We start from the raw sequence: 16,152 nt of genomic DNA on the forward strand, positions 1-16,152 counted from the left end.
TTATTCTCGTTTCGATGTGACATCGTTTTCATACGATTGAATCGCGGACACATATTCGTCGCCTACCGGAACGTTATTCTTCAGGCAATAATAATTATAGACCGCGTTCCATGGCAAGGCTTTCAGTTCTTCCAGATAAGCCATCCGTTCGAAGTTCTTCCCCTCTTTTTCAAAGGCGCGCAATTTGTCGGTCGGCTCCAACAACGCTTGGAGATACGCTTTCTGTGTCGATCGTATTCCCACTGCATAAGCGCCCAAACGGTTGATGGATCCGTCGAAGAAATCCAATCCTACATGAATTTTCTCTTTTTGTCCCGAACGGACGATCTCTTGAAAGAGCGCCGAGAGTTCGTCGGTGAGGATAACCACGTGATCGCTGTCCCAGCGTTCGGGACGGCTTACATGCAACATCAATTCCGGAACGAATAACAGTAGCGAGGAAATTTTATCCGAAATGACTTCCGTAGGATGGAAATGTCCGGCATCGAGCGTCAACATCATATTGTTTTTTACGGTATATCCCGTGTAAAACTCGTGCGAGCCTACCACATAACTTTCGCTGCCGATGCCGAAAAGTTTGCATTCGACGGTATCTTTCAGATAATCGGTGCTGATTTTTTCGGTGAAAACATCATCCAGCGCTTCTTTAAGCAATCTGCGGTGTTCGAACCGCGAAACGGTTTTATCCTTTTCTCCGTCGGGAAACCAGATGTTGTGTACGCAAGGATCGCCTTGTTGGCGCCCTATTTCGGCAGCGATTCTCCGGCAAAGGCGTAGGTGTTCCTTCCAAAATTCGCGGATTTCAGGATCGAAATGCGAGATGGTGTAACCGTCTGCCGATTTGGGATGCGAGAAGAAAGTGGAATTGAAATCGAGCTTAATCCCTATCTTCTTCGCCCAATCGATCCAGCTTTGGAAATGCTTGGGTTCAATTTGATCACGATCTACAAACTTACCGCCGAAGTCGCCGTAAATAGCATGCAGTCCCAACCGGTGCTTGCCTGGCGCCAACGACAGCACTTTTTCGATATCTTTGCGCAACTCTTCTATTGTGCGAGCTTTACCGGGATAGTTTCCCGTCACTTGGATACCTCCCGATAATTGTCCGTCGGGCACTTCGAAGCCGCTTACGTCGTCGGCTTGCCAACAATGGATGCATAACGATAACTTATCCAATTCACGGACGGCATCTTCCACGTCCACTCCCAATGCGGCATACTGTTCTTTAGCGTGCCCGTATGCCTGAGCGATTTTTTCTTTTTTTGACATGATAACTATTATTTAAATGATTATTTTTCTTGAAAATGATGGATGTAATCGGTATAATGCGCCTTCCACTCGTCGTGTCGTTCGGGGATAAAAGTGTGTAGAGGGATGGTATCGCGGATGACCCTTCGGATATCTTTGATGTCGCCTACAATTCCGGCTGCTTTGGCCTGCATCATGATGTTTCCGATGGCGGTGGCTTCCGACGGCCCGGCAATGACCGGCATCCCGATCGCGTTAGCCGTGCAACGGTTCAGAAAGTTATTTTGCGACCCGCCCCCTATGATATGCAGTGTTTTAATGCGAAAGTCTGCCAATTGTTGCAGATCGGCCAATACCTGGCGATAGCGGAAGGCGAGGCTTTCGAAGATACACCGTGCGATTTCGCCGACGGTTGCGGGAACAGGTTGCCCTGTTTCGCGACAGTAGGACTGTATGGCTTCGATCATCGACTTAGGATTCGTAAAACGCGAAGCATCCGGATTGATAAAACTGCGGAAAGCAGGCGCCTTTTCCGTTTCTTTGATGAGTTCTTCATACGAGATCGGTTTTTCCTGTTCCCATTCGTTCCTGCATCGTTCGATGAGCCACATGCCGCAAATGTTTTTGAGTAAACGGATCGATCCGTCCGCTCCGCCTTCGTTGGTAAAGTTAAGCGCGAATGTCTTTTCGGTCACTACGGGTTCTTTTGATTCGATACCGATGAGCGACCATGTTCCCGAACTCAGGTAGGCAAAATTTTTATTTTCGGCAGGCGTTGCGATCACTGCCGAAGCCGTATCGTGTCCGGCTACGGCGATAACGGGGACCGGATCCAGTCCCGTCAGGCGGCAAATCGTTTCAGAAAGAGCGCCTATCGGCGTTCCCGGAAAAACGATCGGGGCGAAGTTTTTTTCCGAGAGCCCCAGTTCCGCTAATAAATCATTGTCGAATGTCCGGTCAAAAGGATTTAGTAGTTGAGAAGTGGATGCGATAGTATATTCGGTGACCATATTTCCGGTCAGCAAATACGACAAGGCGTCGGGGATGAACAGAAACTTATCGGTGACCGGATAAATGGACGTATGGCGTTCTCTTTGTTCGAAAAGTTGAAAAAGGGAATTGAAATTCATGATCTGAATGCCTGTTTTCAGGTAAGTTCTTTTCTTCGATAATATATTCGTGAAAAACTTTTCGGGTGTGTCGAAAGTATGCGTATCGCGATAGCTGTACGGCATGCGTAGCGGCTCGCCGTCTTTTCCGAAAGATACGAAATCCACGCCCCAAGTATCTATTCCGATTGATGTAAGGGGGATACCGCGCGTTTTGACAGCCTTTAACGAGGCGATGATTTCACTATATAAATGAAACAAATCCCAATAAAGGAATCCGTGTATGTCAATAATCGGATTAGGGAAACGGTTAATCTCCTCCATCTCGAAACGGCCATTTTCCAGAGTGCCCAGAATGGCTCTTCCGCTTGTCGCTCCTATATCGATAGCCAAGTAATATGTTCTTTTCTCTTCTCTCATGATGAGGTTAAAAAACGATTAGACAGTATTTTTATGCCGCAAAAATACAGATTACCGGTGAAGGAGGCGGTAGTAAATATGATATTAGAACTGTGTTTTTTGATATAATTTTGAGGGAAGGTAGAGACGCAAAATTTAACGTCTTTGCCTTCCCCGGTAATATCACAAAGATTCCCGATATTTGCAGCAATCGGGAAGAGCATCATACGCTGCCTGATCGGCTTTGTCTTTATCGGTGTCATATCCCGCTGCGGCGATGGCTTTGCTGACGGCATCGACATCGGTTTGCTGCGGATCGAAATTCAAATGCAACTCTTTTTTATCTAAATCCCAATCGGCGGTCGACACGCCGGCAACGCTTTTGGCGGCCGTTTCGATGGTTTTCTTGCACATTTCGCAGAGCCCTTGTACTCCGAGGACGGCATGCTCGTCGTGATGTTCCGTTGCGACGGTTGCTTCCGTTTGAGATTCTTCGGAACCACTCTTCGATTTGTTTGAATTACAGGCCGCAAACAATACCGTTGCGGCGATTAATGCTGATAATACATACTTTTTCATTGTTTTTTCTTTTTAAAATGATTATTGAATAGGATTAACCGGAAATGTACCGGTTAAGAATTAAAGAATTACTTTATACGGAGCGTCAACGCATTTATTGCTACGATGATTGTGCTCACCGACATCAATATTGCTCCGGCTGCGGGACTCAGAATGATTCCCACCGGTGCGAGAACGCCTGCGGCCAACGGGATGGCCACAATGTTATATCCCGCACCCCACCAAAGATTCTGGATCATCTTCTTTGTTGTATTCCGGGCCAACGAAAGAAAATGGATGATGTCGTACGGATTGCTTTTTACCAACACTACGTCGGCCGAATCGATCGCTACATCCGTTCCCGCCCCGATAGCTACGCCGATATCGGCACGGGCAAGCGCCGGAGCATCGTTTACCCCGTCGCCCACCATCATGACGGCTTTCCCGGCTTGTTGATATTCCGAAATCACTTTTTCTTTGTCTTCCGGCAAGAGCGACGCATGAACATCGCGGATGCCGACTTGCCGGGCTACCGCCATCGCCGAAGCCTTGTTATCGCCGGTGAGCATTACAGGGATGATCTTGTCTTTTTTAAGCGCCTCCACCGTTTGTTTGGCTTCCGTTTTAATCTGATCTCCCTGGGCAATCAGTCCGGCCACTTCATTTTTCACTAACAGATAACTGATCGAATTGCCTTTTTCGGCCAACTCGTTAAACAAGTCCTTATCATAAGCCAATGTATTCTTATCCAAGTATGCCGCGGTAACGATTTTCGCTTGCAGCCCGTTTACGATTCCCGATAAGCCTGTTCCGCTTATCAATGTGACATTTTCCGCTTTCGGAATGTCGATCGTATCTTTTTTCGCCTTATTCAGAATGCCGATAGCCAGCGGATGATTGGAATGTACTTCCATGGCGGCCATCGTTTTTAAAATCTCCGTGTCGCTCCATCCGTCCGATAAACTTTTAATAGCCGATACTCGGAAGTCGCCCTCGGTGATTGTTCCTGTTTTATCCATTGTTACTACGGATATTTTTTTTGCTTTTTCGAGTGCATTGCGGTTGCGGATCAATAGCCCGCGGGTTGCTCCCAAAGACGTGGAGCGGGCTATTACGAGAGGTATCGCCAGGCCTAATGCATGGGGACAGGCGATAATAAATACCGTGACCATTCTTTCCAATGCATTGTTTATATCCTTTGTGGCGATATACCACACGATAAAGGAAACCACCCCGACCGCAATCGCTACATAAAAGAGAGCCCTCGCCACTTTGTCCGATATGGATTCCGATTTCGATTTCTCCTGTTGCGCTTGCCCGACCAGTTTCATTACTTGTGCCAGATAACCCGAATCCCCCGTGCCCGTTACTTCCACGGTTATCGTACCTTGTCCGTTAAGAGACCCGCCGATGACGGACGCTCCCGGGGTTTTCGCCACCCCTTTGGCTTCGCCCGTTACCATTGATTCGTTGACGGTCGTCTCACCGGAAATAATCTTTCCGTCCACCGGTATTTTTTCGCCCGGTTTTACCATCACCTGCTGTTTTTGTTGTACCTGCCGGAGCGGCACATCGCGAACGCTTCCGTCCGGCTGTAACAAATGAGCGTTTCCGGGCAGCAGCTCCGCCATTTTTTGCAAAGCGTTTCCGGCATTGCCGATTGCCTTCATCTCCAGCCAATGGCCGAGCAACATGATCACAATCAGTGTAGCCAGTTCCCAGAAAAAATCCATGCGGTGCCCCGCCGTTTGCAGGATATAATTGGCGATGAAAGCATAGACGCTATAGATATAAGAAACGGTAATGCCCATCGATATAAGAGTCATCATACCCGGTTTTTTCGATTTCAGTTCTCCGGCAGCACCCGTTAGAAACGGTTTTCCGCCATAGAAGAAGAGGAAAGAACCCAACGCCAGCACAATCCAGTGAGAGCCTTCGAAGGAAAGGCTGAAAGGAAGCCGTATGCCCATCATGGGCGAGAGCAGGATAATGGGAATCGTTACGGCGAGGGAAATCCAGAATCGGGTTTTTAGATTTCCGCTATGTGCCATATGTCCGTCCGCAGAGCCGTGCGTATGGTGATCGTGATGTTCCCCATGATGGTGATGATTTTGAAAGTCCCCCTGATGGGCGGGGGCATCGTCGCCGGCCATTTCTATCGTGTACTCTCCGGCTTTCGATAAAGCCTCCTGCAATATTTGCGTGGAGACATGTTGCTCCATCGTAATAATCGCTTCGGGAGGGTTTAGGGTGACCTTTGCACGGACACCTTCTACGGTGTTCAATGCTTTTTCCGCTTTCGCCCGGCAATGGTCACACTTCATACCTTTGATACTATAAGTATGCTTCATATTGCTTTATATTTTATTCTTCTTCATTATTGAGTCCGCTTTAAAAAGTATGCGCTAAAAGCGCTATATCTGCCCGTTCAACAACGTAAGCCGTCATTCCTTTCTCCACCGACGTTATTCCCGGTATTTGCAGCAGTCCGGTAAGGCATCATACACCTTTTTATCGGCCTTGTACTTATCCGTATCGTGCCCGGCCTTGGCAACCGCCTGAGCGATCTTGTCGGCATCGGTTTGCCGGGGATCGAAATGCAGATGCAATTGCTTTGTCGACAGATCCCACGAAGCGAGCGATACGCCCTTTACGCTTTTAGCGGCTTTCTCGATGCGGTCTTTGCACATTTCGCAAAGTCCCTGCGCTGTGATCATCGCATGCTCGTCGCCGGCGGCCGCTTGTGCGTGCGAATGCCCTTCGCTTCCCGTCATTGTGTGACCTTCATGCCCCGTGGCAGGGTGTCCGGCTTCGGTATTCATCATGCTGCGTTTGCCTTCGAGTTGCGCGCTCGCATCAATGGTGAAGGCGCCGTTGGTGACAATCTCGTCGCCGTCGTTTAGCCCCGAGAGTACGACGTATGAGTCGCCCAACGAAGGGCCGAGGTCGATTTCGCGGAGCAAAAACGCGGGCGTGTCCGTCCCCGCTTGTTTTATATATACGATGGAACGTTTTCCCGTCCACAGCACGGCCGACTTGGGAATAACGATTTCGTCGTTATATTGTTTAAGCGGTGCCGACACCGTGGCGCCGGCATACATCCCCGGCTTCAGGCGCATGCCGCCGTTGGGGGTTTCCACGCGGACTTTCGACGTGCGTGTCGCCGGATCGAGCATCGGATCGATAAACGTAACCGTTCCCGAAAACGTTTCTCCAGGTATCGCCTGCAAGGTGAAAGCGACTTTGTCGCCGTTTTTAAGGAACGGCAAATCGGTTTCGTACGCATCGAACAGGGCCCATACCCGCGACAGGTCGGCAATCTCGAATAAAACGCTTCCCTGATTGATATAATCTCCCTGATTCACGTTTTTGCTCGTGACGATTCCGTTGACCGTCGACTTTATTTCGACCTGCGGATCGGCCTTACCCGATTGCTCGATAGCCGATATTTGTCCGTCGGTCAGTCTCCATAGGCGCAGCTTTTCCCTCGCCGCTTCGACCAGCAACGGTTGCGACGATTGCAGTTTGCCTGCTTCGATTAACTCCTGTTGCGCGCTCAATAATTCGGGCGAGTACACTGTTGCGATGGTTTGGCCGCGCTTCACGCTTTCGCCGGTGAAGGAGACCTGTAGTTTCTCGATGCGTCCGTTGACGGGCGATGTCTGCGACTGCGACAAGCGCTCATCGACTTGAATGGTACCATACAACCGTACGTCCTTGACGGGATTTTTACGGCTCACGCGGGTTGTTTGAACGTTTGCCAGCGCAACCGCTTCCACCGATAATTGTATGGCGTTGGGATCGATGGATGCATCGTCTCCGCCCGAAGATTTCAGCGGGATCAAATCCATGGCGCAGATAGGGCATTTGCCCGGTTTATCCATTCGTATTTGCGGGTGCATGGAACAGGTCCATACCTGCTTTTCAGTCTCTTCGTGCACGTGTTGAGCGTTCTCTCCTTTCGGCGACGAGCCTTTGAACAGCAGCCATCCGAGGAACAATCCGGCTGCCAGCACCAGTCCGTAACGGACATAGCGATTATTGAATCTGTTTTTTATATTGACGTTCATATTATTTTGTTATTTCGTATTCGTTATCATGAAAAGAGATCATTTTTTGTATCGTCGCGACCATCGTATTATATTCCGCGACGGATTGAGCCTTCTTCAGGCGGTAGTCGAGCAGTTGACGCTGCACTTGTATCACACCGGCCAAATCGCTTTTTCCCGAAACGAACTCCTGTACGAGCAGGCGGTACGTAGTGAGGGCCAATTGCGACTGTTTCTCGTAGAGAGCAATCTTTCGCGAAGCATCATCGAGCAAATGTCGGGTCCGGTACAACTCGGCCTGCATGTTGTTCTGGACGTCGGCGTAGCGCTCGCGGCTTGCCTGCCACCGAAGACGGCTTTCTTTTTGCTGCGCCTTGTATTTGCTGCGATAGATGGGGATGCTGATGGAAATCATAGGCATAATCATATCCATGCCGTTCATCTCCGTTACGGGAATTCCCGCGTGCCCCATATCCATGCGCTTGCCGATGAGCGAATACTGAAGGCCGATGCCCACCATCGGATAACTCATCTTTTTATCCATTTCGGCTTTCGCTTTGTAGGCCAATCCTTCCTGATCGAGCATGGCCAGCATCGGATTTCTTTGATTGATCTGTGTTACGGTTGCCGGAAGATCGAGTGAAAAAGGAATTTGGCGTATCGAGTCGGGCAGATGCACGGGGTTTTCGGCGGAGCGGTTGAGCAACGTGTTGAAAGCCGCCGTTTCGGCGCTGACCTGCGATAAAAGGCTTTCGATCGTATTCTCCACTTCGGCGATCTCCAGTTGGATGCGCAGCACGTCCGACATGCCGGAGGATGCGCCCATTGCCGACATTCCTGCGCCGGCGTTCATCGAAGCCATCGGTTCGTTGCGTGACGATGATGCGGTTGCCGTGGAGCCCATGTTACCCATGTTCCCGCCCATCGAAGCCATGCCGCCGGCGCTTGTCGCCGGGGAAGCGGTTGCCGGAGATGATTGCATGCGGTTGCCGGATGCCGGGACGCTTTGCGAAGGTGAAGCGGAGAACTTCCTCAGGGCCAACGTTTCCAGTTGAGCAAGCAAATCCTTGTTCTCGCGGTTGTTGGCCAACTGCTGCCGCAAGCTACACAAGACAAACCATTGCGTATAGACCTGCAAATAGAGGTTGTCCCTGCTTTCGCGGAACTTTTCGAAAGCCATATTGGCCATGTGTCCCGCTTCGGTTTGCGCTGCCTTACGCGTACCGAACCAAGGGAACATTTGCATGAGCGTGAAGTCGGCGATCTGCCTTCCGTCGATAATATCCATCGGTTTCAGGAAGAAGCCCATATCGAGTTGCGGGTCCGGAATCGCTCCGGCTTGCGGTATCTGCTGCAACGAAGCCTGATAAGCCGTGAAATCGGCTTTCACGCCCGGGTTGTTGCGAGCGGCCGTTTCCAGGTAATGACTCAGCGAGTCGGTTTGCGCAACCGCGCTGCCGATCGTTACCATTAACAGTAGGGTGATCAAATATATTTTTATTTTTCTCATATATGTTCTTTTAAATAGCTGTCAGTAATCAGTAATCAGTAATTAGTAATTAGTAATTAGTAATTAGTAATTAGTAATTCGTAATTAGCAATTAGTAATCAGTAATTTATTCTTTAATTCTTCCATGCTTTTTAATTCCCGATTCGCGCCACCAGCATTGCAGTACGGGCACAACGAAGATGGTCATGGACTGAATCAACATACCGCCGAAAGTGGGTATGGCGATCGGCACCATAATATCGGATCCCCGTCCCGTAGAAGTGAGGATGGGTAACAGGGCGATCAATGTCACGGCGGTGGTCATGGCGGCGGGGCGTACACGCCGCAGGCCAGCATAAACGACCGCTTCCCTAATCTCTTCCTTCGTTTGCGGGTTACGCTCGAGGAAGGTGTCGTGTATGAACGACCCCATCAGCACACCGTCGCTCGTAGAGATACCGAACAAGGCGATAAAGCCCACCCACACCGCAATGCTCAGGTTGACGGGCCGCATTTGGAACAGTTCGCGTATATTTATATCGCCGATCGAGAAATTCAGGAACCACGGTTCGCCGTACAACCATAGCAAAATAAATCCTCCGGCGAAAGCCACGAACACGCCCGAAAAATGAATGAGCGACGCCGTGACGGTTTTGAACTGAAAATATAGAATGACCAAGATGAGGATCAAACATATCGGGATTAATATGAGTAACCGGGACGCCGCACGTTGTTGCTGCTCATAGTTGCCGGCGAACGTATACGACACGCCCTTGGGAAGCTGCAACTCACCCGAACTTATTTTCTCTTTCAGTGTTTTATCGGCTTCTTTCACCACATCAACTTCCGCTTTTCCGGCAATTTTGTCAAAAATCACATATCCTATCAGGAAGGTGTTTTCGCTTTGAATCATTTGCGCCCCGCGGGTGTAGTCGATGTCGGCTACTTCTTTCAGCGGAATCTGGGCTCCGGTAGCGGTGGGTATGATGAGGTTCGACAACTCTTCGGGACTCTCGCGCAGTTCACGCGGATAGCGCAACCGTACGGGAAACCGTTCGCGGCCTTCTACCGTAGTGGTCAACGGCATGCCCCCCACAGCCGCACTGATGACTTCCTGCAAGTCGGCGACGGTAATGCCGTAGCGAGCCATATGTTCGCGATTCAGGTTGATTTCGAGATACGGAGCGCCCACGGCCCGGTCGTAAAACACCGTGGAGGGTAAGATCGACGGCACCTCTTTCAACGCCGTTTCGAGGAGTTTTCCCCCCTCTTCGATCGACTCGAGGTCGGGGCCGGAAACTTTTAGTCCCATGGGGGCGCGCATTCCCGTGGATAACATCACCTGGCGGGCTTCGATGGGTTGCAGTTTGGGCGAAGAGGTAAGTCCCGGCAAGTGCGACACGTTTACGATCTCCTGCCAGATGTCGTCGGTCGATATAATTTCGGGACGCCATTGGCGGAAGTAATCGCCCTTGCTGTCGAGGATGAGGCTGTCGACCGGAATCAACCGGAAACCGTCTTCGGGATGATAGGTCGATCCGCCTTTCAACAAATACTCGCCTTTGCGATTCGTTTTAAAACGCATGCGCCGTCCGTCTTTGTCGAGAATATATTCGGGACGGTAATTGATGACGTTTTCGAACATTTGCGTGGGAGCGGGGTCGAGTGCCGAATTCGCGCGACCCCATTTGCCGACGGTCGTTTCCACTTCGGGAATGTGACTGATGCGTTTGTCGAGCGCTTCCACAAATTGCAGGTTTTGTTCGATACCCGTATGCGGCATACTCGTGGGCATAAGCAGGAACGACCCCTCGTTGAGGCTTGGCATGAACTCCTCGCCGATGCCGGGAAACCGGCCGGCAGATGCTTGCCAGAGTCCCGTCTGCCGGAAATTCTTCCATCCTACGGTTTCGAAACCCTTCGCCACAAATCCGAAGAGCGAGTCGAATCCCAGCCAAATGGTCAAACCGAACACTAAGGTGATAATCGGGATAACCATAAACTTCCACCGGTTGTCCAAGCACCATCGTATCAGCCGTTCGTAATTATTAATCAGCAGCGAGAAAAAACCGAGGATCAAAGCGATGCAGGCGATGACGATAAAGAAGTTGATGAAAAACCCTTTTTGAGGGCCTACCGGCAACCACTCGGAGGTCAAGTACACGGTGGCTGCAAAAATGGCAATGCCTGCATTGATGTACGTGACGGTCTTTTCGTTTTTCCACCGGTGGGCATAAAGGTTGTTGATGCCGAACAACGGCAGCGCCAATGCCACATATACGCCGGTAAAGGCGAATAGCACGATGCCTCCCGCAATGAGTATGATGTTGAGGATTTTCCGTACGTTCTTGGACGATATCCTCACCGAAAAGAAATAATAGGTAAGGGTGGGGACTACCGTCATTCCCAATATCAGCGCCGACACCAGCGTAATGGTTTTGGTATAGGCGAGGGGCCGAAACAACTTACCCTCTTGCGCTTCGAGAAAGAAAACGGGCAGGAAGCTGACGATGGTGGTCAACATGGCCACGATGGTGGGTGTGGATACTTCGCTCACGGCCCGGTAGATGAGTTGTACGAATGCTTTTCCTTTCGTAATGCCCTTGTTCTCGGGTTTCTCCATGTGTTGTATGACGATTTCGACAAAGACGACGCCGATATCCGTCATAACCCCCACGGCGATGGCGATCCCCGACAGGGCGACAATGTTCGCATCGATATGCAGCAGGCGCATGACGATGAACGCCGCCAATACCGCTATGGGCAAGAGGCTTGATATCACCACCGAAGCTCGCAGATTGACAATGATAATGATGATAACGATGATGCAGATAATCATTTCGAGCGTCAGGTCGTCTTCGAGCGTACCGATGGTCTCTCGTATCACTCCCGATCGGTCGTAAAAAGGCACGACGGTCACTTTCGACACCGTGCCGTCTTCGAGTGTGCGTTGCGGAAGACCGGCTTCCATTTCTTCGATCTTCCCTTTGACGTTATTAATCACTTCGAGCGGATTCGAGCCGTGGCGGGCGACCACTACGCCGCCCACGGCTTCCACGCCCTCCTTATCGAGCCCCCCGCGGCGCGTGGCCGGGCCGATGTTGACGAAAGCCACATCTTTTATCTTTACCGGCACGCTGTTGCGCACCGTGACCACCGCTTCTTCGAGATCCGAGACCGTTTTAATGTATCCCAACCCGCGCACGAGATATTCGGCCTTATTGACTTCGATCGTTTCCGCGCCGATATCGAGATTGCTCTTCTGCACGGCATTCATCACATCCATGATGGAAACGCCGAAGGCGCGCATGGCGTCGGGATTGATTTCGACCTGATACTCTTTGACGAATCCGCCGATGGAAGCGACTTCCGACACGCCTTCGGCCGCAGAGATGGAATAACGAACCTGAAAATCCTGCACCGTGCGCAGTTCGTCGGGATCCCATCCGCCCGTCGGCTCGCCCGTTTCGGGGTTGCGCCCTTCGAGCGTGTACCAAAATATCTGTCCGAGCGCGGTGGCGTCGGGGCCGAGGCTCGGTTGAACGCCTTCGGGCAGGGTGCCGGACGGCAGCGAGTTCAGTTTTTCGAGGATACGCGAGCGGCTCCAATAGAATTCGATGTCTTCATCGAAGATAATATAGATGAACGACATGCCGAACATGGAGGTGCTGCGGATCGTCTTCACCCCCGGAATGCCCAACAGCGATGTGGTGAGGGGGTAGGTGACTTGCTCCTGAATGTCTTTGGGCGAACGGCCCATCCATTCGGTGGCGACGATTTGTTGGTTGTCGCCGATGTCGGGGATCGCATCCACGGGCACCGGGTTGCGGGGCAGAAGGCCCCCGTCCCAATTAAATGGCGCGGTAGATAATCCCCATGCAATGATCGCTACTAACAGCAGCAGCGTGATCACTCTGTTTTCAAGAAAATATCGAATGATTTTATTTAGCATATTGAATTTGATTCGTTAGATCCGCCTTACGGCTTCTTGCCGGATGACGGATAATTTTCAATGAGTTTGGGCCTTTACCCATCCAACCCGCACGGAGCGGATAGACGGATACAAACAAGTTGCCCGGAGAAAACGCCAAACGGAGTCCCTTATAAAATCAAATTCGATAGATACAGATCAAATTCCGGATGGAACTATGCTGTCGGTAAAGCCCTTTCGGTGGAAAATTAACGGCTGATGCGGAATTGCCCTCGCTTTCGTCCGCTCCCTGCAAAAGGTCGACGGCTAACCATACAATGGGAGCCGTGGGGACCGATACATGGGCCCGGATTTGTTTTTCGTTGGATTGATACTCGTCGGTGGAAAGACGGAACGAATGCGTGTCGCAGCATCCTTGCATGTTGCCGGACACTTCTTGTTCGCCGGTATTGGAGGGTAAAGCACCCTGTTGCCGGCGGGCATTGTCCCCGTGGTTGCTGTTCGCCTCGCGAGCCGCACAGCAGGGCGCCTTGGTTACGGGCGAGAACAAGTCGACCGAATGCAGTTCTCCTTTACAAAAATGCATGCCGATAACGGGCTGCATAGAAGCAACCAGCATGATGAGTAGAAGGAATACAGCGAATACTTTTTTCATTTCGTCGGCCTATTATCAGCAATCTGTAGGAGGAGTGCCAAAAGCAATCAAAATCGTTCGTCCTTGCGGACTCAATCCGCAATCTCCTCATAATAAACGGATATTTTTCAGGAGGTTCCGCGTCAAGCGCGGAATGACGGTCTTTTGACACATCCTCATGTTTGCACGCAAAGATAGGCGATATTTTTTAATCGGCAAAAGAAACGGCGTAATAAATGGAAGCATAAAATCCGTGTTATCATAAAGAGCGTTTAGAAACTTTTGTTTAACTTCGTGGTTGATTCTGTGATTGGTTGTTTGCCCCCTTGCCTTTCGGGCACTCCCTTTTGATTCCTGTCGGTATCGGAAGAGGGGGAATAAAAGCATCGAATGATAGTATCTAAATTTCTAATTTGTACTTATTAAAATGAAATATAAACTATTGGTTCTTGATGTGGACGGCACATTGGTGAACAGTAAAAACGAGTTATCCGTACAGACGTTGGCGACCCTCCTAAAAATACAACACATGGGGATGCGTATCGTATTGGCTTCGGGACGGCCGCCTTATGGGTTGGGTCGCCTGATCGAGCAATTACAGTTGAAGAAATTGGGCGGATACGCCCTTTCCTATAATGGGGGGCAGATTATAGATGTCGGCAACGAGCAGGTTTTATTCGAGAAAAAGATCGATCCGGCGATGATTCCTTACTTGGAACAAAAAGCGCGCAAGAACGGATTCGACATCTTTACGTATCATAATAATCAACTTATCACGACGAATCCGGAGAATAAGCATATTCAAAACGAAGCAGCCCTGAACGGACTGGAAATCGTTGCGGTGGAAAACTTTTCCGAGGCTGTGAATTTTTCTCCCCACAAATGCGTATTGGTCAGTGATGACGAAACGGCTCTGGTAGCGTTGAAAGATCTTTGGAGAAGACGTTTGGCCGGCGTGCTGGATGTGTACCGCTCTGAATCGTTTTTCCTGGAAGTGGTGCCGGAGTTTGTCGATAAGGGAAACACGTTAGGCGTATTAATAGAAAAGCTTGGAGTCGGTACGGAGAATGTCATGGCGATAGGCGACGGGAGAAGGGATTTTTCGATGCTGCAACTGGCAGGATTCGGAATTGCCATGGGCAATGCTCAGGATTCGATTAAAGCTTGCGCGGATTACACCACGGGAACGAATGACAATGACGGGGTCGCAACCGCGATACAAAAATTTATCATCGCCGAGATCCGTCCGGCCGATATTTCGCTGGACGAGTTGAACGCCCGCAGCCGCGGTACCCTTATGGGAAATTTGGGTATTCGGTATACTTATGCTTCATCGGGCCGCTTCGAGGCGGTGATGCCCGTGGACGAACGCACGCGCCAACCGTTCGGGATACTGCATGGCGGCGCTACGTTGGCTCTGGCCGAAACGGTGGCGGGACTGGGCTCGATGGTCAGTTGCGCACCGGACGAGATTGTGACGGGAATGCAGGTCAGCGGCAATCATATATCGTCGGCGCATGAGGGTGATACGGTACGCGCCGTTGCGACCATCATTCACAAAGGGCGTTCTTCGCACGTATGGAATGTGGATGTGTTCACTTCCACCGATAAGTTGATTTCTTCTATCCGGGTTGTTAATAGCGTGTTGAAGAGGAGATGATGCATCGAGACAACGATCCTGTCCTCGATGCGCTTATTGAAGAGGATATTCCTTTTGCGGTTTTTAAGTTGCCGCACGAGACTGTTCCCCGCTTTGTCATGCAATCGTCGGGAACGCCTTCCGTCTTCCGGAGAATAGAAGACTTGAACGGGCGGCGGGGTTTCGTCATCGCTCCTTTCCGGATAACCGAAGACTCCCCCGTGCTGTTGATACGCCCGGATTGCACCGACCTCACGGAAGTTAGCGACAGGGAGATTCGGAGATGCCCGCGGAAAGAGACGAAAGGCCGGAAGGATACCCATAAGGAAAAAGACGAGTATCGCCGCCTGTTTTACCGGTTTCACAAACCATTGGCCGGCGGCGAGATGGAAAAGCTGGTACTGTCGAGGAGCAAAACGATTGACCGGCAGGAAGCTTTTTCGCCCGCACGTTCTTTCTTTCGCGCCGTGGAAAAATATCCTCATTTATATGTCTACCTTTTTCACACGCCTCAAAGCGGTACTTGGCTGGGCAGTACGCCCGAAATACTTCTGACGGGAACAAAGAGCGAATGGCGGACGATTGCACTGGCGGGAACCCGGTATCCACAGTCGGATACCCTTTCATGGGATATCAAAAATATCCGGGAACAGGATGTCGTCTCCTCGTATCTTTTAAACCGCCTTTCTTCTTTTGATATCACGCCGGAAACGAACGGGCCTTATACGGTAGCGGCGGGTAATCTGATGCATTTGCGGACGGACTTCCGTTTCCGCCTTCCGGATACCTTACAACCCGGGACGTTGTTACAGGTGCTTCATCCGACTCCCGCGGTATCGGGGCTTCCGAAAGAGGAGGCTTTCCGATTTATTGAGGAGAATGAAGGATATGACCGCCTTTACTATTCCGGATTCCTCGGGATGCTCGATGCGGAAAGAGAAACCGGTATCTATGTAAACCTCCGCTGCATGCATATCGCGCACGATTCACTGACGTTGTTTGCCGGCGGCGGCTTGCTCGCGTCTTCTTCCCTGGAGGATGAATGGGAAGAGACGGAATATAAGTTAAAAACGATGTTGGATATACTGGAATAAGG

Annotated in this window: 10 protein-coding genes; 2 read left to right on the forward strand and 8 right to left on the reverse strand. The window is 50.7% G+C overall.

The window, feature by feature from the left end; translation table 11 throughout:
• The 8 genes from ABNK31_RS06975 to ABNK31_RS07010 all read right to left on the reverse strand — a co-directional run bounded on the left by ABNK31_RS06975 (position 1) and on the right by ABNK31_RS07010 (position 13,438).
• Entirely contained in the window at positions 1-1,269 is a 1,269-nt protein-coding gene (locus tag ABNK31_RS06975; RefSeq protein ID WP_418894953.1) for an L-rhamnose isomerase, read from the reverse strand.
• A gap of 20 nt (positions 1,270-1,289) precedes the next feature.
• Positions 1,290-2,777 carry a rhamnulokinase gene (gene rhaB, locus ABNK31_RS06980; RefSeq protein WP_418894954.1) on the reverse strand — a complete coding sequence of 496 codons (1,488 nt, stop codon included), beginning with the start codon at positions 2,775-2,777 and terminating at the stop codon, positions 1,290-1,292.
• Positions 2,778-2,939: 162 nt separating this feature from the next.
• Positions 2,940-3,335 carry a heavy-metal-associated domain-containing protein gene (locus ABNK31_RS06985; RefSeq protein ID WP_418894955.1) on the reverse strand — a complete coding sequence of 132 codons (396 nt, stop codon included), beginning with the start codon at positions 3,333-3,335 and terminating at the stop codon, positions 2,940-2,942.
• Positions 3,336-3,403: 68 nt separating this feature from the next.
• Positions 3,404-5,665 carry a copper-translocating P-type ATPase gene (locus tag ABNK31_RS06990; RefSeq protein WP_418894956.1) on the reverse strand — a complete coding sequence of 754 codons (2,262 nt, stop codon included), beginning with the start codon at positions 5,663-5,665 and terminating at the stop codon, positions 3,404-3,406.
• A gap of 114 nt (positions 5,666-5,779) precedes the next feature.
• Complete coding sequence (locus tag ABNK31_RS06995) at positions 5,780-7,384, reverse strand: efflux RND transporter periplasmic adaptor subunit (RefSeq protein ID WP_418894957.1); 1,605 nt, start codon at positions 7,382-7,384, stop codon at positions 5,780-5,782.
• A gap of 1 nt (position 7,385) precedes the next feature.
• Positions 7,386-8,873: a TolC family protein gene (locus ABNK31_RS07000; RefSeq protein WP_418894958.1), complete on the reverse strand. Its 1,488-nt coding sequence runs from the start codon at positions 8,871-8,873 to the stop codon at positions 7,386-7,388.
• A gap of 106 nt (positions 8,874-8,979) precedes the next feature.
• Positions 8,980-12,804, reverse strand: a complete 3,825-nt coding sequence (locus ABNK31_RS07005; protein ID WP_418894959.1) for an efflux RND transporter permease subunit — start codon at positions 12,802-12,804, stop codon at positions 8,980-8,982.
• A 157-nt stretch (positions 12,805-12,961) separates the two neighbouring features.
• Positions 12,962-13,438 (reverse strand): hypothetical protein, encoded by a 477-nt coding sequence (locus ABNK31_RS07010; protein ID WP_418894960.1) that lies wholly within the window; start codon positions 13,436-13,438, stop codon positions 12,962-12,964.
• A 406-nt stretch (positions 13,439-13,844) separates the two neighbouring features.
• Between ABNK31_RS07010 and ABNK31_RS07015 the strand changes: the two genes are divergently transcribed.
• Together ABNK31_RS07015 and ABNK31_RS07020 are read left to right on the forward strand one after the other, a co-directional pair.
• Positions 13,845-15,077 carry a Cof-type HAD-IIB family hydrolase gene (locus ABNK31_RS07015; RefSeq protein WP_418894961.1) on the forward strand — a complete coding sequence of 411 codons (1,233 nt, stop codon included), beginning with the start codon at positions 13,845-13,847 and terminating at the stop codon, positions 15,075-15,077.
• Positions 15,074-16,150 carry an isochorismate synthase gene (locus tag ABNK31_RS07020; RefSeq protein ID WP_418894962.1) on the forward strand — a complete coding sequence of 359 codons (1,077 nt, stop codon included), beginning with the start codon at positions 15,074-15,076 and terminating at the stop codon, positions 16,148-16,150. Before ABNK31_RS07015 ends, ABNK31_RS07020 begins: the two co-directional genes overlap by 4 nt.
• The last annotated feature ends 2 nt before the right edge of the window (positions 16,151-16,152 follow it).

Origin of the sequence: Limibacterium fermenti (assembly GCF_041902845.1) — a bacterium.
In the GTDB taxonomy this organism is placed as follows: Bacteria; Bacteroidota; Bacteroidia; order Bacteroidales; family Dysgonomonadaceae; genus Limibacterium; species Limibacterium fermenti.